This window comes from Pseudomonas putida (genome assembly GCA_029953615.1).
Lineage (GTDB): Bacteria > Pseudomonadota > Gammaproteobacteria > Pseudomonadales > Pseudomonadaceae > Aquipseudomonas.
Window position 1 is genome coordinate 3,936,230 of record CP124529.1, and the last position, 20,626, is coordinate 3,956,855.

At 63.5% G+C, this 20,626-nt stretch carries 21 protein-coding genes and 1 pseudogene; 20 read left to right on the forward strand and 2 right to left on the reverse strand.

Translation table 11 applies throughout. The annotated features are described in order from the left end of the window. The 6 genes from QIY50_18080 (at position 1) to QIY50_18105 (ending at position 3,755) form a co-directional block, all read left to right on the forward strand. Entirely contained in the window at positions 1–186 is a 186-nt protein-coding gene (locus QIY50_18080; GenBank protein WGV19292.1) for a Trm112 family protein, read from the forward strand. Continuing rightward, positions 183–947, forward strand: coding sequence for a 3-deoxy-manno-octulosonate cytidylyltransferase (kdsB, locus tag QIY50_18085; protein ID WGV19293.1), 765 nt, complete (start codon positions 183–185; stop codon positions 945–947). The genes QIY50_18080 and kdsB overlap by 4 nt, the downstream gene beginning before the upstream one ends. Continuing rightward, positions 947–1,411, forward strand: coding sequence for a low molecular weight protein-tyrosine-phosphatase (locus QIY50_18090; GenBank protein ID WGV19294.1), 465 nt, complete (start codon positions 947–949; stop codon positions 1,409–1,411). The genes kdsB and QIY50_18090 overlap by 1 nt, the downstream gene beginning before the upstream one ends. Next, complete coding sequence (murB, locus tag QIY50_18095) at positions 1,408–2,427, forward strand: UDP-N-acetylmuramate dehydrogenase (protein ID WGV19295.1); 1,020 nt, start codon at positions 1,408–1,410, stop codon at positions 2,425–2,427. Before QIY50_18090 ends, murB begins: the two co-directional genes overlap by 4 nt. Before the next feature lie 230 nt (positions 2,428–2,657). Next, entirely contained in the window at positions 2,658–2,861 is a 204-nt protein-coding gene (locus tag QIY50_18100) for a hypothetical protein (GenBank protein ID WGV23084.1), read from the forward strand. 93 nt (positions 2,862–2,954) lie between these two features. Then, entirely contained in the window at positions 2,955–3,755 is an 801-nt protein-coding gene (locus QIY50_18105) for an IS3 family transposase (GenBank protein ID WGV23085.1), read from the forward strand. 141 nt (positions 3,756–3,896) lie between these two features. On the opposite strand, the gene rne is transcribed toward QIY50_18105, so the two are convergent. Continuing rightward, on the reverse strand, positions 3,897–7,181 hold the full coding sequence (gene rne, locus QIY50_18110; protein WGV19296.1) for a ribonuclease E: 3,285 nt from the start codon (positions 7,179–7,181) through the stop codon (positions 3,897–3,899). Between the two features lie 799 nt (positions 7,182–7,980). Here rne and rluC point away from each other — a divergent pair. The 3 genes and pseudogenes from rluC to sppA all read left to right on the forward strand — a co-directional run bounded on the left by rluC (position 7,981) and on the right by sppA (position 10,612). Then, the gene (gene rluC, locus QIY50_18115; GenBank protein ID WGV19297.1) at positions 7,981–8,937 is read left to right on the forward strand and encodes a 23S rRNA pseudouridine(955/2504/2580) synthase RluC; all 957 of its coding nucleotides are present in this window, start codon (positions 7,981–7,983) and stop codon (positions 8,935–8,937) included. A 3-nt stretch (positions 8,938–8,940) separates the two neighbouring features. Next, positions 8,941–9,616: pseudogene (locus QIY50_18120) on the forward strand (HAD family hydrolase). Between the two features lie 6 nt (positions 9,617–9,622). Continuing rightward, entirely contained in the window at positions 9,623–10,612 is a 990-nt protein-coding gene (gene sppA / locus QIY50_18125) for a signal peptide peptidase SppA (protein ID WGV19298.1), read from the forward strand. Between the two features lie 135 nt (positions 10,613–10,747). Here sppA and QIY50_18130 read toward each other — a convergent pair whose 3' ends face one another. After that, the gene (locus QIY50_18130) at positions 10,748–11,326 is read right to left on the reverse strand and encodes a nucleoside triphosphate pyrophosphatase (GenBank protein ID WGV19299.1); all 579 of its coding nucleotides are present in this window, start codon (positions 11,324–11,326) and stop codon (positions 10,748–10,750) included. 95 nt (positions 11,327–11,421) lie between these two features. Here QIY50_18130 and QIY50_18135 point away from each other — a divergent pair, with 95 nt between their 5' ends. The 11 genes from QIY50_18135 (at position 11,422) to QIY50_18185 (ending at position 20,623) form a co-directional block, all read left to right on the forward strand. Continuing rightward, on the forward strand, positions 11,422–11,949 hold the full coding sequence (locus tag QIY50_18135; GenBank protein WGV19300.1) for a YceD family protein: 528 nt from the start codon (positions 11,422–11,424) through the stop codon (positions 11,947–11,949). A 13-nt stretch (positions 11,950–11,962) separates the two neighbouring features. Next, positions 11,963–12,145: a 50S ribosomal protein L32 gene (gene rpmF / locus QIY50_18140; GenBank protein ID WGV19301.1), complete on the forward strand. Its 183-nt coding sequence runs from the start codon at positions 11,963–11,965 to the stop codon at positions 12,143–12,145. Between the two features lie 33 nt (positions 12,146–12,178). Next, positions 12,179–13,159 carry a phosphate acyltransferase PlsX gene (plsX, locus tag QIY50_18145; GenBank protein WGV23086.1) on the forward strand — a complete coding sequence of 327 codons (981 nt, stop codon included), beginning with the start codon at positions 12,179–12,181 and terminating at the stop codon, positions 13,157–13,159. 253 nt (positions 13,160–13,412) lie between these two features. After that, complete coding sequence (gene fabD / locus QIY50_18150) at positions 13,413–14,351, forward strand: ACP S-malonyltransferase (GenBank protein WGV19302.1); 939 nt, start codon at positions 13,413–13,415, stop codon at positions 14,349–14,351. Positions 14,352–14,366: 15 nt separating this feature from the next. Further along, on the forward strand, positions 14,367–15,107 hold the full coding sequence (gene fabG / locus QIY50_18155) for a 3-oxoacyl-ACP reductase FabG (GenBank protein ID WGV19303.1): 741 nt from the start codon (positions 14,367–14,369) through the stop codon (positions 15,105–15,107). A gap of 202 nt (positions 15,108–15,309) precedes the next feature. Further along, complete coding sequence (gene acpP, locus QIY50_18160; GenBank protein ID WGV19304.1) at positions 15,310–15,546, forward strand: acyl carrier protein; 237 nt, start codon at positions 15,310–15,312, stop codon at positions 15,544–15,546. A gap of 189 nt (positions 15,547–15,735) precedes the next feature. Further along, positions 15,736–16,980: a beta-ketoacyl-ACP synthase II gene (gene fabF, locus QIY50_18165; protein ID WGV19305.1), complete on the forward strand. Its 1,245-nt coding sequence runs from the start codon at positions 15,736–15,738 to the stop codon at positions 16,978–16,980. After that, the gene (gene pabC / locus QIY50_18170; protein WGV19306.1) at positions 16,980–17,795 is read left to right on the forward strand and encodes an aminodeoxychorismate lyase; all 816 of its coding nucleotides are present in this window, start codon (positions 16,980–16,982) and stop codon (positions 17,793–17,795) included. Before fabF ends, pabC begins: the two co-directional genes overlap by 1 nt. A 4-nt stretch (positions 17,796–17,799) precedes the next feature. Continuing rightward, positions 17,800–19,002 (forward strand): endolytic transglycosylase MltG, encoded by a 1,203-nt coding sequence (gene mltG / locus QIY50_18175; GenBank protein ID WGV19307.1) that lies wholly within the window; start codon positions 17,800–17,802, stop codon positions 19,000–19,002. A gap of 9 nt (positions 19,003–19,011) precedes the next feature. Further along, complete coding sequence (tmk, locus tag QIY50_18180; GenBank protein ID WGV19308.1) at positions 19,012–19,644, forward strand: dTMP kinase; 633 nt, start codon at positions 19,012–19,014, stop codon at positions 19,642–19,644. After that, positions 19,637–20,623 carry a DNA polymerase III subunit delta' gene (locus QIY50_18185; protein WGV19309.1) on the forward strand — a complete coding sequence of 329 codons (987 nt, stop codon included), beginning with the start codon at positions 19,637–19,639 and terminating at the stop codon, positions 20,621–20,623. Before tmk ends, QIY50_18185 begins: the two co-directional genes overlap by 8 nt. Positions 20,624–20,626 lie beyond the last annotated feature (3 nt).

The following is a 20,626-nucleotide window of genomic DNA, read 5'->3' on the forward strand; positions in this document are numbered from 1 at the left end:
ATGGACACCAAACTGCTCGATATCCTGGCCTGCCCGATCACCAAGGGCCCGCTCAAGCTCAGTGCCGACAAGACCGAGCTGATCAGCAAGGGCGCTGGCTTGGCCTACCCGATCCGCGACGGCATCCCGGTCATGCTGGAAAGCGAAGCGCGCACCCTGACTGACGATGAGCGCCTGGACAAATGAGCCTGGATTTCACCGTGGTAATCCCCGCCCGGCTGCGCTCCACGCGCCTGCCAGGCAAACCATTGCTGCCGATCGCCGGCAAGCCGATGGTCCAGCATGTGTGGGAACAGGCCCGCAAGAGCGGCGCCAGCCGTGTGGTCATCGCCACCGACGACGCCAGCATTGTCGAGGCCTGCCAGGCCTTCGGCGGCGAAGTGCTGCTGACCCGTGCCGACCATGAATCCGGCACCGACCGCCTGGCCGAAGTGGCCGCGCACTTGGGGCTGCCGGCCGACGCCATCGTGGTCAACGTGCAGGGCGATGAACCGCTGATCCCGCCGGTGATCATCGACCAGGTGGCCGCCAACCTGGCGGCGCATCCGGAAGCCGGCATCGCCACCCTGGCAGAGCCGATCCATGCGCCGGAAACCGTGTTCAACCCCAATGCGGTCAAGGTGGTCAGCGACAAGAACGGCCTGGCCCTGACCTTCAGCCGTGCGCCGCTGCCCTGGGCCCGCGATGCATTTGCCAAGGACCGCAACGTGTTGCCCGAAGGCGTGCCGTATCGCCGCCACATCGGCATGTACGCCTACCGCGTCGGCTTCCTGCAGGACTTCGTCAGCTGGGGCCCGTGCTGGCTCGAGCAGACCGAGGCGCTGGAGCAGCTGCGTGCCTTGTGGCATGGCGTACGCATCCACGTCGAAGACGCCATCGAGGCGCCTGCCGTGGGCGTGGACACCCCTGAAGACCTGGCGCGCGTACGGCGCTTGCTGGAGGCTTGATGCGCGTTCTGTTCGTCTGCCTTGGCAATATCTGTCGCTCGCCCACCGCCGAAGGCGTGCTGCGCCATCAATTGCAGGCTGCAGGGCTTGCCGACCGGGTACATGTGGCCTCGGCCGGCACCGGCGACTGGCACGTCGGCAAGGCGCCTGACAGCCGTACCTGCAAGGCAGCGCTGGCGCGTGGCTATGACCTGTCGCAGCAACGCGCCCAGCAGGTCAAGGCGGCGCACTTTGCCGAATATGACCTGATCCTGGCCATGGACGAGAGCAACCTTGGCCACTTGCGAGCGATGCGCCCGAACACGGCAGTGGCGGAGCTCGACCTGTTCCTGCGCCGCTATGGCCCAGCGCTGGATGAAGTGCCAGACCCGTACTACGGTGGCGCCGACGGCTTCGAGCAGGTGCTTGATCTGGTTGAAGCAGCGTGCCAGGCGCTGGTGGTGGAAATCAAGGGGCGGCTATGACAGTGCAGTGGCAGGAGCAGGTATCGCTCAAGCCTTACAACACCTTTGGCATCGACGTGAAGGCGCGGTATTTCACCCAGGTACACAATGACCAGGAGGTGCGCCAGGCGCTGGCCCAGGCGCAGCAAGGCGGCTTACCGGTGCTAGTGATCGGCGGTGGCAGCAACCTGCTGCTGACCCGCGATATCGATGCGCTGGTGCTGCATATGGCCAGCCGTGGGCGGCGCGTGCTCAGCGACGATGGCGAACGTATCGTGGTCGAGGGCGAGGCCGGCGAGCCATGGCACCCGTTTGTGCAGTGGACACTGGCGCAGGGATATTGCGGCCTGGAGAACCTCAGCCTGATCCCCGGGACCGTGGGCGCCGCGCCAATGCAGAACGTGGGCGCCTATGGCGTGGAAATCAAGGACGTGTTCGTCGGCCTGACCGCCCTGGACCGCGAGACTGGCGAGTTGCATGACTTTGGCCTGGCGGAATGTGCCTTCGGGTATCGCGACAGCCTGTTCAAGCGCAACCCCGGGCGCTGGTTGATCCTGCGTGTGCGCTTTGCCTTGAGCCGCACGCTGCAGGCCCGCCTGGACTATGGCCCGGTGCGCCAGCGCCTGGCAGAGCAGGGCGTGACCGAGCCGACTGCGCAGGCGATCAGCGAGGCAATCTGCAGCATTCGCCGCGAGAAGCTGCCAGACCCGGCAGAGCTGGGTAACGCCGGGAGTTTCTTCAAGAACCCCGTGGTCTCGGCGGAGCAGGTCGAGCGTATCCGTGCGCAGCACCCGGGGGTGGTGGCTTATCCGCAGGCCGACGGCCAGGTGAAGCTGGCGGCAGGCTGGTTGATCGAGCAGGCAGGCTGGAAGGGCCATCGCGAAGGGGATGCCGGGGTGCATCGTTTGCAGTCGTTGGTGCTGGTCAATTACGGCCAGGCGAGCGGGGCGCAGATGCATGCGCTGGCGCGGCGGATCCAGGCCGATATCCTGGAGCGGTTCGGGGTGGCACTGGAGATGGAGCCTAACCTCTACTGATTCATTGCCTGTACGCAGGTATCAGGCTCATGCGGTACCTGTGGGAGCGGGCGTGCCCGCGAAGAACCCAACGCGGTAGCTGGCACCGGCTGCGCCGGTGTTCGCGGGCACGCTGAACTGGCCTAATGACCCCGGACACCTCTTAAGGGCGATATGATTCGCCCAATCCGGAGGTTTCCATGCAAGAACGAAAGACCTACACCCGCGAGTTCAAGCAACGTGCTGCAAGCATGGTTCTTGATGACAACTGCTCGATTCCCGACGTCTGCGCCTCAATGGACGTCGGCCCTACGGCTCTGCGCCGGTGGGTTGATCAGGTGCGCAAAGAGCGTCAAAAAGGCCAAGCCAGTAGCCGGTACCAAGGCGATCAGCGACGAACAGCGAGAACTCCAACAACTGCGGGCCAAGATCAAGCGCCTGGAGGCCGAGGCTGAAATCTTAAAAAAGGCTACAGCTCTCTTGATGTCGGATCCCGATCGTTTTTCCTGATCGAGGAGCTGAGAGAGTCTGGTGCGTATCCGACCAGCCTGCTTTGCCGTGTGCTGAATGTATCCCGTAGCGCATTTTATGACTGGCTTCACCGCCGTTCAGCGCCTAATACCAAGCGTGACGCGCTCAGGGAAAAGGTCGTGCAATTGCACGCTGAAAGCCGTGGAAGCGCAGGCGCAAGGATGCTCTCTGAGCACTTGAAAGCCCAGCAACTGAAGGTAGGTCGGTATCTGGCCGGAAGACTCATGCAGGAAGCAAATCTGGCCAGCAGACAGCGCCGTCGGCATCAGTATCGCTCCAGAGGAGTCGAGGCATTCGTGGCTAAGAACCTGCTCGAACGTAACTTCGAGCCTACTGCGATCAACCAAGTCTGGTGCGGTGATGTGACCAGTTTGATGGTCGGGAAACGTTGGTATCACCTGGCAGTAGTAATTGATTTGTTCGCCCGTCGGATCGTTGGTTGGGCGTTTTCCCTGATCAACGATGCCAACCTGGTTAGTAAGGCATTGAGGATGGCGGTAGGGGTTCGGGGCAAGCAGCCAGGCTTGATGTTTCATTCGGATCAAGGCTGCCAATACACCAGCCAGCGCTTCCAATCCGAGCTGCTTGAGCATGGGATAACGCAGAGCATGAGCCGCAGGGGGCAATGCTGGGACAACGCGCCAACAGAGCGTTTCTTTGGGACGCTTAAGTCAGAGTGGGTTCCGCCCAAGGGCTACCAGGAAATTGAAGAAGCCAGGCAGGATATGACCAGCTTCTTCATGCGATACAACCGAATCCGGCTCCACAGCTACAACAACTATCTGTCGCCAATAGCCATGGAGCAGCAGGCGGCTTGATCACCGTAATCGGTGTCCGGAAAAACTTGACCAGAACACGCCCGCTCCCACAAGAGCAACAGCGCTGCCAATATTTCACAGCAACCAAGAAAAAGCCCCGCCAGTTCGCACTGGCGGGGCTTTTTCATTCAGCCTTGGCTATCAACCGTGATGAGGCTTTTGCTCATCGGTGGCTTCCAGGGCTGGTTCCTCGGCGGCTGCAGCAGCTTCCTGCGCGGCTTTGGCGGCAGCCTCGGCCTCACGCTTGCGGCGACGAACTTCACGCGGGTCGTTCGGCGCACGGCCGTTGGCCAGCATGACAGTGGCAGGTTCCACCGCCGCAGGGGCTTCGACCGGTGCAGGCTCGACGGCCACTGGGGCTGGCTCGGCCACCACTTCTGGTTGGGCTTCGACAACCGGGGCAGGTTGCTCGGCAACCGGAGCGGTTTCGATCACGGCCGGGGCCTGCTCGATTTCACCAGCCTCGACGGCAGGCGCTTCTACCGGTGCCTCGGCAACCACTACCGGTTCGGCGGCAGGTGCTTCATCGACCACTGGCTGCGGGGCGACTTCGACCACGGGCTCGGCAGTTGCCTCGACCACGGCTACAGGCTCGCTGACCGGCTGCTCGACGACTGGGGCCACGGCTACTTCTTCAGCCTTGGCGGCAGCTTCGACCTGCTCGGCCTTCTCAGCCTGCTCGACCGGCTGGGCGACTTCGCTGTTGTCGGTTTCGACAGCTGCGACTTCCGCGGTGGCAAGCTCGGCCTGCTGGTTGGCCTGGGCTTCGGCGTCGGCACTGATGTTGCTGCTGGCGACAGCGGCAGTCACGGCCAGGCCAGCGGCCAGTTCGGCACCCAGTTCGGTGGCCTGGTGCGGTTGTGGCTGCTCTTCGCTGCCTTCTTCCTCGCTGCCATCGATCAGCTCGCCGTTGGCATTGCGCTGACGCTCACGACGGTTGCTGCGGCGACGCTGGCCACGAGAACGGCGGCGTGGACGCTCGCCATCGGTGCCTTCCTGCTCGTCCTGCAGCAACTCTTCGTTCGGCAGTTGTTCTTCGGCCAGTTCGGCTGCCTGCTCAGCGGCTTCCTCGGCTACGCGTGGCTGACGTTCTTCGCGTGGTGGGCGTGGGGCACGCTCTTCACGAGGAGCACGTTCTTCGCGAGGTGCGCGCTCTTCACGCGGAGCACGTTCTTCGCGCGGAGCACGTTCCTCACGCGGGGCACGTTCTTCACGAGGTGCGCGCTCTTCACGCGGAGCACGTTCTTCGCGCGGTGCGCGCTCTTCACGCGGGGTACGTTCTTCGCGTGGAGCGCGTTCTTCACGTGCGACACGTTCTTCACGCGGCTGGCGTTCCTCACGCTCGGCAGGGGTAGCGTCCAGTGGCTCACGCAGTTCGCGCACGCGCTCTTCGCCACGGTTGCCGCGGCGGTCTTCGCGTGGCTGGCGCGGTGCGCGTTCTTCACGCGGTGCGCGCTCTTCGCGTGGGGCGCGTTCTTCACGTGGCGCACGCTCTTCGCGCGGTGCACGTTCCTCACGTGGAGCGCGTTCTTCACGCGGTGCGCGCTCGGCACGCTCTTCACGCGGTTTGCGTTCTTCGTCGCGGCGGCCGTTGCGGTTGCGGCTCTGCTGGCGGCCGTTGCGGCGTTCTTCGTTGCGTGGGCTGCGCTCGGCGGCCGGTTTCTCGGTGGCAGTGACAACTGGCGCTGCGGCAGGCTCTTCCTTGCCGGCGAACAGGCTTACCAGCGACTTCACCAGGCCCTTGAACAGGCTTGGTTCCGGAGCGACCGGGGCAGGGGCGACCGGTGCGGCAGGCTGTGGCTCTTCGGCAGTGGCCGGTACTGGCGCGTTGGCGCGGGCCGGTGCGGTCTTGACCGCGGCTTCCTGGCGAACCAGGGTGCGGGTGGCGGTCGGCTGCGGCGCTTCTTCGGCTTCGGCGGCGGCGATCTCGTAGCTGGACTGGTTGTTCAGCACTTCCGGGTTGTCGTCGCGCAGGCGCTGGACTTCGAAGTGCGGGGTTTCCAGGTGATCGTTCGGCAGGATGATGATGCGCGCACGGGTGCGCAGTTCGATCTTGGTGATCGAGTTGCGCTTCTCGTTGAGCAGGAAGGCAGCCACCGGGATCGGCACCTGGGCGCGAACTTCGGCGGTGCGGTCCTTCAGGGCTTCTTCTTCGATCAGGCGCAGGATGGCCAGCGACAGCGATTCGACGTCACGGATGATGCCGGTGCCGGAGCAGCGTGGGCAAACGATGCCGCTGCTTTCGCCCAGCGACGGACGCAGGCGCTGACGGGACATTTCCAGCAGGCCAAAGCGCGAGATGCGGCCGACCTGAACGCGGGCGCGGTCGGCTTCCAGGCACTCGCGAACACGTTCTTCAACGGCGCGCTGGTTTTTTGCCGGGGTCATGTCGATGAAGTCGATGACGATCAGGCCACCGATGTCGCGCAGGCGCAGCTGGCGGGCGATTTCCTCGGCCGCTTCCAGGTTGGTCTGCAGGGCGGTTTCTTCGATGTCGCTGCCTTTGGTGGCCCGCGCCGAGTTGATGTCGATGGACACCAGGGCTTCGGTCGGGTCGATCACGATCGAGCCGCCGGAGGGCAGGTCGACCACGCGCTGGAAGGCGGTTTCGATCTGGCTTTCGATCTGGAAGCGGTTGAACAGCGGCACGCTGTCTTCGTACAGCTTGACCTTGCTGGCGTACTGCGGCATCACCTGGCGGATGAAGGTCAGGGCTTCTTCCTGGGCATCGATGCTGTCGATCAGCACTTCGCCGATGTCCTGGCGCAGGTAGTCGCGGATGGCACGGATGATGACGTTGCTTTCCTGGTAGATCAGGAAGGGCGCGGCGCGGTCCTGGGACGCTTCCTTGATGGCGGTCCACAGTTGCAGCAGGTAGTCGAGGTCCCACTGCATTTCTTCGCTGCTGCGGCCCAGGCCGGCAGTGCGCACGATCAGGCCCATGTCGCCTGGCACGGTCAGGCCGTTCAGGGCTTCACGCAGTTCGTTGCGTTCTTCGCCTTCGATGCGGCGAGAGATGCCACCGGCGCGCGGGTTGTTGGGCATCAGCACCAGGTAGCGGCCGGCCAGGCTGATGAAGGTGGTGAGGGCGGCGCCCTTGTTGCCGCGCTCTTCCTTCTCGACCTGGACGATGACTTCCTGGCCTTCGCTCAGCACTTCCTTGATGTTGACCCGCCCTTCGGGGGTTTTCTTGAAGTATTCGCGGGAGATTTCTTTCAGCGGCAGAAAGCCGTGACGTTCGGAACCGAAGTCGACGAAGGCGGCTTCGAGGCTGGGTTCGATGCGGGTGATCTTGCCTTTGTAGATGTTGGCCTTTTTCTGCTCACGTGCGCCGGACTCGATGTCCAGGTCGTAGAGACGTTGGCCGTCCACCAGGGCTACACGCAACTCTTCGGGTTGAGTCGCGTTAATCAGCATTCTTTTCATGTTGTACCGTCGGTTTCCGGGCTGCCGGAAACGGCGTTCGGCACACACGACGTCTCATGGTCGGTGCCAAGGTGCGCAAAGGGTGGCCAGGCCACCCCCGTGTCGAGCGACGTTCGGCACCAGCCGGTTGCCCAGCCTGCCGTTGTCGCGACGACGCGTCCTGTTTGCTGCGGTGCCAACAAGGCCCCGGTGGCTTCGAATTGGAATCCGAATCAACCAAGCGGGCCTTGTGCACTCAGTCAGGAGGAGGAATCAACCGTCAGCCGTGGACGCCCGGGGGCATCTGTTCAGGACCTTATCCGCTCGCCAGCCGTTCAGTGGGCTGGTGGGCCGGACGCGGTGCTACACGGTCCGAGGGCTGTGCATCTCCACCCTGCACGTATCCCTGATAATTCGGGTGCTGCCGCGCGCTGAATCCGCAACGGGTTGCATTTTTCGCCAGCGCAGGTTCTGCGCTGGCGCCATTCATGTCCAAGGCAGGTATTTCCGAAGCATTCGCCGGGCGTTGCGTGGAAGCGACGGGGCGGGCAGAGGTGCAGCGAAAAGAATCGGGTAAGCAGGTGAAACACCGCACTTGTCGTTTTTTTTCGGTCTTCTCTACACGGCGCTGGTGGCGATTCCAGGCAATTCGGTAAACTGGCGAACACCCCGTAGGACGGCCTCGCGTCCTGGAGAATTGCGTTGGTCAGGGGCCGGCTAGGAGCCTGGTGCCGCTGGCCTGCCGCTTTTGGCGGCGTTCGCGACTATAGCAGCAATGATTAAGTGCTTCAATTCCATAAAAAATTGTTATGATCCCGCCATGACGACCAATACCCCTCCGACTTCCGGCGTTCAGCTGATCGAAGTCGCGCCGGAGCTTGCCGGCCAACGCATCGACAATTTCCTTATCACGGCCCTCAAGGGCGTGCCCAAGACCTTGGTCTACCGCATCCTGCGCAAGGGTGAAGTACGGGTCAACAAGGGGCGCGTCAAGCCAGAGTACAAGATCCAGGCCGGCGATATCGTGCGGGTACCGCCCGTTCGTCTGCCGGAACGTGACGAACCGGCACCGGTGGCCCAGGGCCTGCTGCAGCGTCTGGAAGCGGCCATCGTCTACGAAGACAAGGCGCTGATCGTGATGAACAAGCCGGCCGGCATCGCCGTGCATGGCGGCAGCGGCCTGAGCTTCGGCGTGATCGAGGCGCTGCGCCAGTTGCGCCCGGACGCCAAGGAGCTGGAGCTGGTGCACCGCCTGGACCGTGACACCTCTGGCCTGCTGATGATCGCCAAGAAGCGCAGCATGCTGCGCCACCTGCACGCCGCGCTGCGCGGTGATGGTGTCGACAAGCGCTATATGGCGCTGGTTCGCGGCCACTGGCCGACTTCGAAGAAGCAGGTCAGCGCGCCGTTGCTCAAGAGCAACCTGCGCTCCGGTGAGCGCATGGTCGAGGTGAATGACGAGGGCAAGGAGGCGCTGACCCTGTTCCGCGTGCTGCGCCGCTTTGGCGAGTTCGCCACCATTGTCGAGGCGCGCCCGATCACCGGTCGCACCCACCAGATCCGCGTGCACACCTTGCATGCCGGGCACATGATTGCCGGCGACAGCAAGTATGGCGACGAAGATTTCAGCCGCGAAATCCGCGACCTGGGCGGCAAGCGCCTGTTCCTGCATGCCTACGCGCTTACCGTGCCGCTGCCGGACGGTGGCGAGCTGAAGCTCGAGGCGCCGGTGGATGAAGTGTGGGCGAAAACCGTTGAACGGCTGAGTGCGTCCTGACCTATGAAAAAAGGCTATGAGCTACTGATCTTCGACTGGGACGGCACCTTGGCCGACTCGATCGGGCGTATCGTCGAAGCCATGAACGCCGCCGCCGAGCGTGCCGGTGAGGCGCAAAGCAGCGAGGATGCGATCAAGGGCATCATCGGCCTGGCCCTGGGCGAGGCGATCCACACCCTGTACCCGCACCTGGCGCCTGCGCAGGTCGACAGCTTCCGTCAGCACTATGCCGATATCTATATGGCCCTGGACCAGCAGCCCTCACCGTTGTTCGAGGGTGTGGTCGAGTCGCTGGATGCGTTCCGTGCCGAGGGGTACCGCCTGGCGGTGGCCAACCGGCAAGGCGCGTCGGGGGCTGGACCGGGTGCTCAAGGCCAATGGCTGGGAGCAGTTCTTCGACATCACTCGCGCCGCTGACGAGACCCGCGGCAAGCCGCACCCGCGGATGCTAGAGGAAATCCTCGGCCATTGCGGTGTCGAACCAGGGCGTGCGCTGATGGTTGGCGATTCGGCATTCGACTTGCAAATGGCCAGCAATGCCGGCATGCATTCGGTGGCCGTGGGCTATGGTGCCATGTCGCTACAGGCGTTGGCCGAATTTGGTCCGCAGGTGTGCATCGATCATTTTTCCCAGTTGCGTGAGTGGCTGGGTGGTTCCGCAATTCCATTTCCAAGGTAGGTAAGCATGGCAGACGAATGGAAAGCCCCCGAGGCCGAACCCGAGGAGCGCGAAGAGCGCAAAAGCTGGAAGCTGCTGGAAAAGACCCTGCTGGCGGGTGTACAGGAGCAGCGCCGGGCGCGGCGCTGGGGGATCTTCTTCAAGTTGCTGACCTTCGTCTACCTGTTCGGCATCCTGGCCTTGTTCACACCGTTGATGGACATGGACAAGGCCGCATCGCGCAGTGTCAGCCATACCGCACTGGTCGAGGTGCGCGGGATGATTGCCGACCAGGAGCCCGCCAGCGCCGACAATATCATCAAGAGCTTGCGCGAGGCGTTCAAGGACAGCAAGACCAAGGCTGTGGTGATGCGCATCAACAGCCCGGGTGGCAGCCCGGTGCAGTCGGGTTACGTGTATGACGAAATCCGCCGCCTGCGCGCCGAATACCCGGCGATCAAGCTGTATGCGGTGATTGCCGACCTGGGTGCTTCCGGTGCCTATTACATCGCCAGTGCGGCGGACGAGATCTACGCCGACAAGGCCAGCCTGGTGGGCTCGATTGGCGTGACAGCGGCTGGTTATGGCTTTGTCGGTACCATGGAAAAGCTGGGTGTGGAGCGGCGTACCTACACTGCAGGCGAGCACAAGGCCTTCCTCGATCCGTTCTCGCCGCAGAAGCCGGAAGAGACGGCGTTCTGGCAGGGCGTACTGAATACCACGCACCAGCAGTTCATTGCCATGGTCAAGCAGGGGCGGGGCGAGCGCCTGAAGGACAAGGAGCACCCGGAACTGTTCAGTGGCCTGGTGTGGTCGGGTGAGCAGGCCAAGGAATTAGGCCTGGTGGATGGGTTGGGCAGTGCCAGCTACGTGGCGCGTGAAATTGTGGGCGAGAAGGACTTGGTGGACTTCACCGTGCAGGAGTCGGCACTGGATCGCTTCTCCAAGCGCGTAGGGGCCAGCGTGGCCGAGCGTCTGGCGATGTGGATGGGCTTCCAGGGGCCGCAGTTGCGCTGATCCGGGATTGCCGGGGGCGCTTTGCGCCCCTTCGTGGGCACGCCCGCTCCCACAGTTGTGTCGCAACCTGCAGGTTTTTCGCAATCCCTGTGGGAGCGGGCGTGCCCGCGAAGGGCCGCTGCGCGGTCCCAAAACTCACGGAATCACCACCCCTTCCTTAGTCAACATATCCACCAGTCTAATCAGCGGCAGCCCGATCAGGCTGGTCGCATCGCACCCATGCGTGCTCTGGAACAAACTCACCCCCAGTCCCTCCGCCTTGAAGCTGCCGGCGCAGTCCAGCGGCTGTTCCGCCGTCACATAGCGCTCCACTCGCTCCCGATCCAGCTCGCGCAAGGTCACGGTAAACGGCACGCAGTCCACCTGGCACTGCCCGGTGGCGCTGTTCAGCAATGCCAGCCCGGTCAGGAAGCTCACCTGCTGCCCGCTGCACTCCAGCAGCTGCTCGCAGGCCCGCTCGAAGGTGTGAGGCTTGCCCAGTATCTGCTCGCCCAGTACCGCAACCTGGTCCGAGCCGATAATCAGGTGCCCGGCGTGGCTGCCCGCCAGGGCCTCGGCTTTTTGCCTGGCCAGCCGGCGCACCAGGTCCACCGCCGGTTCGTCATCCAGGCGCCGCTCGTCTATGTCGGGGCTTGCCCAGGTGAAGGGCAGGCGCAGGCGCGCGAGCAGTTCGCGGCGATAGGCAGAGCTGGAAGCCAGTAACAGAGGAAGCATGGTAGACTCCTGAATCAGTTGAACAAATTCTATCACGCACGATGCTGCCAATTTCCTTTGACAGGGGCGGGGGGCATCCCTAGAATGCTGCGCCTATGTTGAATGACCCGATTCCACCTCACGTTGACCCGCGCAAATTAGCCGATCGTGGCGTAACCCTTAACGGTTCGCTGCAACTCGCTGATTTGGAAAGACTCTGCGACCCGCTTTCCGACAATGTCGGTACGGTGCAGGCGAAGTTCGATTTTGAACGAGATGAACAGCACGTGGTGGTTATCCACAGCGAGCTGGACGTCGAGGTCAAGATGGTTTGCCAGCGTTGTCTTGAGCTGGTCACCCTGCCGATCCACAGCGAATGTACATACGCGGTGGTGAAGGAGGGTGCGAATACCCAGTCGTTGCCGAAAGGCTATGACGTGCTGGAACTGGGCGAAGATCCTTTGGATCTGCAGGCATTGATCGAGGAGGAGCTTCTGCTCGCCTTGCCAATCGTGCCTGCTCACCATCCGGAAGAATGCCAGCAGCCGGCGGGCGCAGACGAGCCCGAATCGAGCAAGGACGAGGTATCGCGGTCCAACCCGTTCAGTGTTTTGGCGCAGTTAAAGCGTGACCCAAACGTTTAGGAGTTAATCAATTATGGCTGTTCAGCAGAACAAAAAATCCCGCTCTGCCCGTGACATGCGCCGTTCGCACGACGCCCTGTCGGAAAACGCGCTGTCGGTAGAGAAAACCACCGGTGAAGTACACCTGCGCCACCACGTTTCGCCAGAAGGCGTATACCGTGGTCGCAAAGTGGTCGACAAGGGCGCTGACGAGTAATCCTTGTCCGCTCAGATCATCGCGATCGACGCAATGGGCGGGGACTTCGGTCCCCGCAGCATTGTTCAGGCTAGCATTGCCTGCCTTTCGGCTACCCCCTCGCTGCACCTGACCCTCGTCGGTCAACCCTCCCTCCTTGAAGATCTGGTCAGTGGCCTTGCAGCCGCGGATCGCGCGCGCCTGCAAATCGTGGCCGCCAGCGAGGTGGTCGGCATGGACGAGCGGCCATCCCAGGCGCTGCGCGGCAAGCCGGACTCGTCGATGCGCATCGCCCTCGAACTGGTACGCGACGGCAAGGCCCAGGCCTGCGTCAGTGCCGGCAATACCGGGGCCTTGATGGCGCTGTCGCGTTTCGTGCTGAAGACGCTGCCGGGTATCGACCGGCCGGCGATGGTGGCGGCGATCCCGACCCAGACCGGCTACTGCCAGTTGCTCGACCTGGGTGCCAATGTCGACTGCGGCGCCGAGAACCTCTACCAGTTCGCCGTGATGGGGTCGGTGGCCGCTCAGGCTCTGGGTGTGCAGCGGCCGCGTGTGGCGCTGTTGAATATCGGTACCGAAGACATCAAGGGCAACCAGCAGGTCAAGCTGGCGGCCAGCCTGTTGCAGAGCGCTCGCGGGCTCAACTACATAGGCTTCGTCGAAGGTGACGGGTTGTATCGCGGCGAAGCCGATGTGGTGGTGTGCGACGGGTTCGTCGGCAACATCCTGCTCAAGTCCAGCGAGGGGCTGGCGACCATGATCGGCGTGCGCATCGAGCAGTTGTTCAAGGGCGGCGTGTTGTCGCGGGTAGCCGGGGCCGTGGCCATGCCGCTGCTCAAGCGCCTGCAGGCCGACCTGGCGCCGGCGCGGCACAATGGTGCGAGCTTCCTGGGGTTGCAGGGCATCGTCATCAAAAGCCATGGCTCGGCGGGGGTGCAGGGCTTCCAGAGTGCCATCCAGCGGGCGTTGATCGAGATTCAGGAGAACTTGCCACAGCGTTTGCATGGGCGGTTGGAAGACCTGCTGTTATAGCCTGTTCTGGCCCTGTCGCCGGCAAGCCAGCTCCCACAGGATTACCTCCGGCTTGAAGACTGTGGGGTCTCTGTGGGAGCTGGCTTGCCGGCGATAGGGCCGGTACAGGTAATACAAAGACCTTAGGCATATCGCCGATGAAGTGCTTAAATGTGACCGCTTAGGTTCCGTCTCCATCCAAGCTTTCAGATTCCGCGCCTGGCTCAGGGCCTGGCGCACCCTATCCGACGACAAGATCATAAGGGCTTGTTCAATGTCTGCATCTCTCGCATTCGTCTTTCCCGGTCAAGGTTCCCAGTCGCTGGGCATGCTCGCCGAGCTCGGCGCCGAGAAGCCAGTGATCATCGAAACCTTCAAGGAAGCGTCCGAGGCGCTCGGTTACGACCTGTGGAAGCTGGTCCAGGAAGGCCCGGAAGAGCAACTCAACCAGACCGACAAGACCCAGCCGGCCATCCTCACCGCGTCCATCGCGCTGTGGCGCCTGTGGCTGGAAGAGGGTGGCGCCACGCCGGCCTTCGTGTCCGGTCACAGCCTGGGCGAATACAGCGCCCTGGTCGCTGCCGGCAGCATCAGCCTGAAGGACGCCGTCCGCCTGGTCGAGCGCCGCGGGCAGCTGATGCAGGAGGCGGTCCCGGCAGGCCATGGCGCCATGGCTGCCATTCTCGGCCTGGACGACGCCGTAGTCGTTGAGATTTGCGCCGAAGCGGCTGAAGACCAGGTGGTCAGCGCCGTCAATTTCAACTCGCCTGGCCAGGTGGTCATCGCCGGCAACAAGGCTGCGGTAGACCGCGCCATCGAGCTGTGCAAGGCCAAGGGTGCCAAGCGCGCCCTGCCGCTGGCGGTCAGTGTGCCGTCGCACTGCGCGCTGATGAAGCCGGCTGCCGAGCGCTTTGCCGAGTCGGTCAATGCCATCGAATGGCACGCCCCGCAAATTCCTGTGGTGCAGAACGTCACCGCTGCCGTTGCCGCTGGCCTCGATGCCCTCAAGCACGACTTGCTGGCGCAGCTGTACCAGCCTGTGCGCTGGGTCGAATGCGTGCAGACCCTGGCCGCCAACGGTGCCGTCAACCTGGTCGAGTGCGGCCCGGGCAAAGTGCTGGCTGGCCTGAACAAGCGTTGCGCCGATGGCGTGACCACCTACAACCTCAATACCCCTGACGCCGTCGCCGCCACCCGCGCGGCGTTGGCCTGATTTGGAGAAGCTTGCATGAGCCTGCAAGGTAAAGTTGCACTGGTCACCGGCGCCAGCCGTGGCATTGGCCAGGCCATCGCCCTCGAACTGGGCCGCCAGGGCGCGACCGTGATCGGCACCGCCACTTCGGCTTCCGGCGCCGAGCGCATTGCTGCAACCCTGAAAGAACACGGCATCACTGGCACCGGCATGGAGCTGAACGTGACCAGCGCCGAATCGGTTGAAGCTGTACTGGCCGCCATCGGCGAGCAGTTCGGCGCGCCGGCCATCCTGGTCAACAACGCCGGTATCACCCGCGACAACCTCATGCTGCGCATGAAGGATGACGAGTGGTTCGATGTGATCGATACCAATCTGAACAGCCTCTACCGTCTGTCCAAGGGCGTGCTGCGTGGCATGACCAAGGCACGTTGGGGTCGTATCATCAGCATCGGCTCGGTCGTCGGCGCCATGGGTAACGCAGGCCAGGCCAACTACGCGGCCGCCAAGGCCGGCCTGGAAGGCTTCAGCCGCGCCCTGGCGCGTGAAGTTGGCTCGCGTGGCATCACCGTCAACTCGGTGACCCCGGGCTTCATCGACACCGACATGACCCGTGAGCTGCCGGAAGCGCAGCGCGAAGCCCTGCAAACCCAGATCCCGCTGGGCCGCCTGGGCCAGGCTGACGAAATCGCCAAGGTGGTTTCGTTCCTGGCATCCGACGGCGCAGCCTACGTAACCGGCGCCACCGTGCCGGTCAACGGCGGGATGTACATGTAACATTGCAACTCAATGTGACGGATTTCGTAAAAAAAGAGTCATACTGCGAGCCTAAAATCCGTTATAAAGCTGCAACCAGATTCCAGGCAGCGGGTGTGGTGACTGGTGGGAAGGTGCGTTTAGCTTGAAAAGCGAACGTCTTTCTATAAAATTAGCCACCGGCCAGCTGCCTGACATATATCCATTAGGAGTAAACCTAGGTATGAGCAACATCGAAGAACGCGTCAAGAAAATCGTCGCCGAGCAACTGGGCGTCAAGGAAGAGGAAGTGACTCTCGAGAAGTCCTTCGTCGATGACCTGGGTGCCGATTCGCTTGACACCGTTGAGCTGGTGATGGCTCTGGAAGAGGAATTCGAGACCGAAATCCCTGACGAAGAAGCCGAGAAGATCACTACCGTTCAAGCTGCCGTAGACTACGTCAAAGCCCACCAGGCCTAAGACGCTTTAGTCGACGCTTCTTGTCGGGAAAAACCGCACTGCCTTTGCCGGCGTGCGGTTTTTTCTTTGCGAGCGCCCTGTGTTTTGCAGGCGCCTCGTTGACCCGAGCTCCAAGAGCTTGTTGCCATTTCATTCCATTGCTTGTAATGCAATGGCAAGAAACTCTGTGATTAGAAAAAGGAGAGTACTGTGTCGCGTAGACGCGTCGTGGTCACCGGTATGGGTATGCTGTCGCCACTGGGTACCGATGTACCGAGCACCTGGCAGGGCATTCTGGCTGGCCGCAGTGGCATCGGTCCGATCGAACATACGGACCTGTCTGCCTACTCCACCCGTTTTGGCGGCTCGGTGAAAGGCTTCGAGGTCGAGCAATACCTGTCGGCCAAAGAGGCCCGCAAGCTCGACCTGTTCATCCAGTACGGCCTGGCGGCCGGTTTCCAGGCAGTGCGTAATGCCGGCCTGGAAGTTACCGACGCCAACCGCCAGCGTATTGGCGTGGCCATGGGCTCGGGTATCGGTGGCCTGACCAACATCGAAGAAACCAGCCGCACCCTGCACGATTCGGGGCCGCGTCGTATTTCGCCGTTCTTCGTGCCAGGCTCGATCATCAACATGATCTCCGGCTTCCTGTCGATCCACCTGGGGCTGCAAGGGCCGAACTACGCCATCGCCACTGCCTGCACCACGGGTACCCACTGCATCGGCATGGCCGCGCGCAACATCGCCTACGGTGAAGCCGATGTGATGATCGCTGGCGGCGCTGAAATGGCCGCCTGCGGCCTGGGCATGGGCGGCTTCGGTGCTTCTCGCGCCCTGTCCACCCGCAACGACGAGCCTACCCGGGCCAGCCGCCCGTGGGACAAGGGCCGCGACGGCTTCGTGCTGTCCGACGGTGCCGGTGCCCTGGTGCTCGAAGAGCTGGAGCATGCCAAGGCCCGCGGCGCAACCATCTATGCCGAGCTGGTCGGCTTCGGCATGAGCGGTGACGCCTATCACATGACCTCGCCACCGGACACCGGCGAAGGCGCTGCCCGCTGCATGGCCAACGCCTTGCGCGATGCCGGCATCCAGCCGGAAGAGGTCAGCTACATCAACGCCCACGGCACCTCGACCCCGGCGGGCGATGTGGCCGAAGTGGCCGCGATCAAGCGCGTATTCGGTGAGCATGCCTACAAGCTGGCGGTCAGCTCGACCAAGTCGATGACTGGCCACCTGCTGGGCGCTGCCGGTGCCGTGGAAGCGATCTTCAGCGTGCTGGCGATCAACAGCCAGATGGCGCCGCCCACCATCAACCTGGATGAGCCGGACGAAGGCTGCGACCTCGACTTCGTCCCGCACCAGGCTCGCAGCATGCCGATCGACGTGGTGCTGTCCAACTCGTTCGGCTTTGGCGGCACCAACGGTTCGCTGGTATTCCGCCGGTTCGCCGGTTGATGCACAGCTGGATCGATGGCCAGCCGACGGCTGCAATCAACCTGCAGAACCGCGGGCTGGCCTACGGCGATGGCCTGTTCGAGACCATCGCCGTGCGCGGCGGCCGGCCCAGCCTGCTGGACGGCCATCTCGCACGCCTGGCGCTAGGGTGCCAGCGCCTGGCGATCAGCGCCGACCTGGCGCTGGTGCGCGACGAACTCCTGCGTTATGCCAGCCAGCTCGGTGATGGCGTAGCCAAACTCATCATTACCCGTGGCGACAGCCAGCGCGGTTACGCGCCGGTTGTCGGTGCCGCGCCGCGGCGTATCCTGCAGGGCAGCCCGTTGCCCAGCTATCCTGTCGAACATGCCGAGCACGGTGTACGTCTGTTCCCTTGCCAGACGCGGCTTGGGGAACAACCGCTGTTGGCTGGCCTCAAACACCTCAACCGCCTGGAGCAGGTACTGGCCCGTGCCGAATGGCAGGACAGCGAACATGCCGAAGGCCTGATGCGTGACGGGCAGGGCAGGGTGATCGAAGGGGTGTACAGCAATCTGTTCCTGGTGCGCGATGGCGTGTTGTTCACGGCCGACCTCAGCCGCTGTGGCGTCGCTGGCGTGATGCGGGCTGCGTTGCTGGAACAGGCAGCGCTGCAGGGCATCCCGGTGCGGGTCGGCGACCTGCCGTTCGACGCGCTGGAGCAAGCAGATGAAGTATTTGTCTGCAACAGCGTCTACGGTGTCTGGCCCGTGCGTGGCGTTGCCGCGCTAAACTGGTCGGCGGGCCCGCTCACCCGTAAACTGCAGGCCGTTGCCCGTACGCTACTGGAAACCTGAATTCGTGAGACGTAAATTCCTGCTGCTGCTGGAAATGGGCTTGATCCTCGCCGGCCTTGCCGTGGGCTGGTCAGCCTGGAAGGTCAACTCGGTCCTGGAGCAGCCCCTGCACGTGACGCAGGAGCGCCTGCTCGACGTGCCCAATGGCACTACCCCCAACCGCATGTTCTATCGCATGCAGAGCGAAGGGCTGCTCGACGACGCCGTCTGGTTGCGCCTTTACTGGCGCTTCAACATGGCCGGCACCCCCCTGCACACCGGCGAGTACCGCCTGACCCCCGGCATGACCGTGGAGCAGCTGTTCGATGCCTGGCGTCGGGCCGATGTGGTGCAGTACAACCTGACCCTGGTCGAAGGCTGGACCTTCCGCCAGGTGCGCGCGGCCGTGGCCAAGCATGAAAAGATCAAGCACACCCTGGACGGGCTGTCCGATTCGGAAGTGATGGACAAGCTCGGCCATACCGGAGTGTTCCCCGAAGGGCGCTTCTTCCCGGACACCTATCGCTTCGTGCGCGGCATGAGCGACGTCGAGTTGCTGCAGCAGGCCTATATGCGCCTGGATGAAGTGCTGGCCAAGGAGTGGGCCGAGCGCACCACCGACCTGCCTTACCGTGACCCGTACCAGGCGTTGATCATGGCCTCGCTGGTGGAGAAGGAGACTGGCATTCCCCAGGAGCGCGGGCAGATTGCAGGCGTTTTCGTAAGGCGCCTGCGCCTGGGCATGATGCTGCAGACCGACCCGACGGTAATCTATGGCATGGGTGAGCGTTACAACGGCAGGATCACCCGCGCCGACCTGCGCGAACCGACGCCGTACAACACCTACACCATGACCGGCCTGCCGCCGACCCCGATTGCCATGGTCGGCCGCGAGGCGATTCACGCGGCGCTCAACCCGTCCGATGGCACCAGCCTGTATTTCGTCGCCCGTGGCGATGGCAGCCATGTGTTTTCCGACGACCTCGACGACCACAACTCTGCAGTGCGAGAGTTCCAGCTCAAGCGCCGTGCGGACTACCGCTCCAGCCCCGCGCCGCAATCGCAGCCAGAGACACAGCCACAACCAGGTGCCGACGAGGCCGAGCAGCGCGAGGCGCCTGCCGATGAGTCTACTGCGCAGCCAGCGCCCGACCAGCCACCTGTGCAGGACGCCCCTGCCGGCGGCGCGCAAGCGGCCGAGCGGCCGATGCCTGACGAACAACATTAAGGACTGCCTGTGAGCGGCTTGTTTATTACTTTGGAAGGCCCCGAAGGCGCGGGCAAGAGCACCAACCGCGATTACCTGGCTGCGCGCCTGCGCGAGCAGGGGCTGGACGTGGTGCTCACCCGAGAGCCCGGCGGTACGCCGCTGGCCGAGAAGGTGCGTGAGCTGCTGCTGGCGCCCAGCGATGAAAGCATGGCGGCCGACACCGAGCTGTTGCTGGTGTTCGCTGCGCGTGCCCAGCACCTGGCGCAGGTGATCCGGCCGGCGCTGGCCCGCGGGGCCGTTGTGTTGTGTGACAGGTTTACCGATGCCACATACGCCTACCAGGGCGGTGGGCGCGGTTTGCCGGTCGAACGTATCGCTACCCTTGAGCAATTCGTCCAGGGCGACCTGCGCCCGGACCTGACCCTGGTCTTCGACCTGCCGGTTGAAGTGGGCCTGGCCCGGGCCGCCGCCCGGGGCCGTCTGGACCGTTTCGAGCAGGAAGGCCAGGCATTCTTCGAAGCGGTGCGCCAAGCCTACCTGCAGCGCGCCGGCCGCGAACCACAGCGCTATACCCTGCTCGATGCCGCCCAGCCGCTGCAGGCTGTGCAGCACGCCATCGATACGCTGCTGCCTGGCATTGTGGAGCGTTGCCGTGGCTGAGGCCTACCCTTGGCAGCAGGCCCTCTGGCAGCAACTGGCCGGCCGTAGCCAGCACGCTCACGCCTACCTGCTGCATGGCCCGCAGGGTATTGGCAAGCGGGCCCTGGCCGAGCGCCTGATGGCCCGCCTGCTGTGCCAGCACCCACAAGGCCTGGAGGCCTGTGGCGGGTGCAAGTCCTGCCTGCTGCTCAAGGCCGGTAGCCACCCGGACAACTTCGTCCTCGAGCCCGAAGAAGCCGATAAGCCGATCAAGGTCGACCAGGTGCGCGAGCTGGTGACTTTCGTGGTGCAAACCGCGCAGCTGGGTGGGCGCAAGGTGGTGCTGATCGAGCCGGTGGAGGCGATGAACGTCAATGCCTCCAACGCCCTGCTCAAGAGCCTCGAAGAGCCTTCCGGCGATACCGTGTTGCTGCTGGTCACTCACCAGCCCAGCCGCCTGTTGCCGACCATCAAGAGCCGCTGCCAGCAGGTCGCCTGCCCGCAGCCCAGCCTGGCTCAGAGCCAGGCCTGGCTGGCCAGCGCGCTGCCCGACAGCGACGAGGCCGAGCGCGACGAGTTGCTGACCCTGGCTGCCGGTTCACCGCTGATGGCGCTCAGCTTGCAGGCGCAAGGCGTGCGTGAGCAGCGCGCACTGGTCACTGATGGGGTGAAGAAGCTGCTCAAGCAGCAGCAATCGCCCAGCCAGCTGGCCGATGCCTGGAGCGCTGTGCCGCTGTTGCTGCTGTTCGACTGGTTCTGCGATTGGGCGCACCTGATCCTGCGCTATCAATTGACCCAGGACGAGGAGGGGCTAGGCTTGGCCGATATGCGCAAGGTGGTGCAGTACCTGGCGCAGAAGAGTCGTCAGGCCAAGGTGCTGGAGGTGCAGGCGTGGATCCTGGAACAGCGCCAGAAGGTGCTGGGCAAGGCCAACCTCAACCGCGCCCTGCTGCTTGAATCGTTGCTGGCCCACTGGCTGCAACTGCCGGGCGCCCGCTGATTT

Bases quoted from the DNA above. Each gene is read 5' to 3' on its own strand.
- QIY50_18080 (WGV19292.1), top strand. From the start codon at position 1: ATGGACACCAAACTGCTCGATATCCTGGCCTGCCCGATCACCAAGGGC.
- kdsB (WGV19293.1), top strand. From the start codon at position 183: ATGAGCCTGGATTTCACCGTGGTAATCCCCGCCCGGCTGCGCTCCACG.
- QIY50_18090 (WGV19294.1), top strand. From the start codon at position 947: ATGCGCGTTCTGTTCGTCTGCCTTGGCAATATCTGTCGCTCGCCCACC.
- murB (WGV19295.1), top strand. From the start codon at position 1,408: ATGACAGTGCAGTGGCAGGAGCAGGTATCGCTCAAGCCTTACAACACC.
- QIY50_18100 (WGV23084.1), top strand. From the start codon at position 2,658: ATGGTTCTTGATGACAACTGCTCGATTCCCGACGTCTGCGCCTCAATG.
- rne (WGV19296.1), bottom strand. From the start codon at position 7,181: ATGAAAAGAATGCTGATTAACGCGACTCAACCCGAAGAGTTGCGTGTA.
- rluC (WGV19297.1), top strand. From the start codon at position 7,981: ATGACGACCAATACCCCTCCGACTTCCGGCGTTCAGCTGATCGAAGTC.
- sppA (WGV19298.1), top strand. From the start codon at position 9,623: ATGGCAGACGAATGGAAAGCCCCCGAGGCCGAACCCGAGGAGCGCGAA.
- QIY50_18130 (WGV19299.1), bottom strand. From the start codon at position 11,326: ATGCTTCCTCTGTTACTGGCTTCCAGCTCTGCCTATCGCCGCGAACTG.
- QIY50_18135 (WGV19300.1), top strand. From the start codon at position 11,422: ATGTTGAATGACCCGATTCCACCTCACGTTGACCCGCGCAAATTAGCC.
- rpmF (WGV19301.1), top strand. From the start codon at position 11,963: ATGGCTGTTCAGCAGAACAAAAAATCCCGCTCTGCCCGTGACATGCGC.
- plsX (WGV23086.1), top strand. From the start codon at position 12,179: ATGGGCGGGGACTTCGGTCCCCGCAGCATTGTTCAGGCTAGCATTGCC.
- fabD (WGV19302.1), top strand. From the start codon at position 13,413: ATGTCTGCATCTCTCGCATTCGTCTTTCCCGGTCAAGGTTCCCAGTCG.
- fabG (WGV19303.1), top strand. From the start codon at position 14,367: ATGAGCCTGCAAGGTAAAGTTGCACTGGTCACCGGCGCCAGCCGTGGC.
- acpP (WGV19304.1), top strand. From the start codon at position 15,310: ATGAGCAACATCGAAGAACGCGTCAAGAAAATCGTCGCCGAGCAACTG.
- pabC (WGV19306.1), top strand. From the start codon at position 16,980: ATGCACAGCTGGATCGATGGCCAGCCGACGGCTGCAATCAACCTGCAG.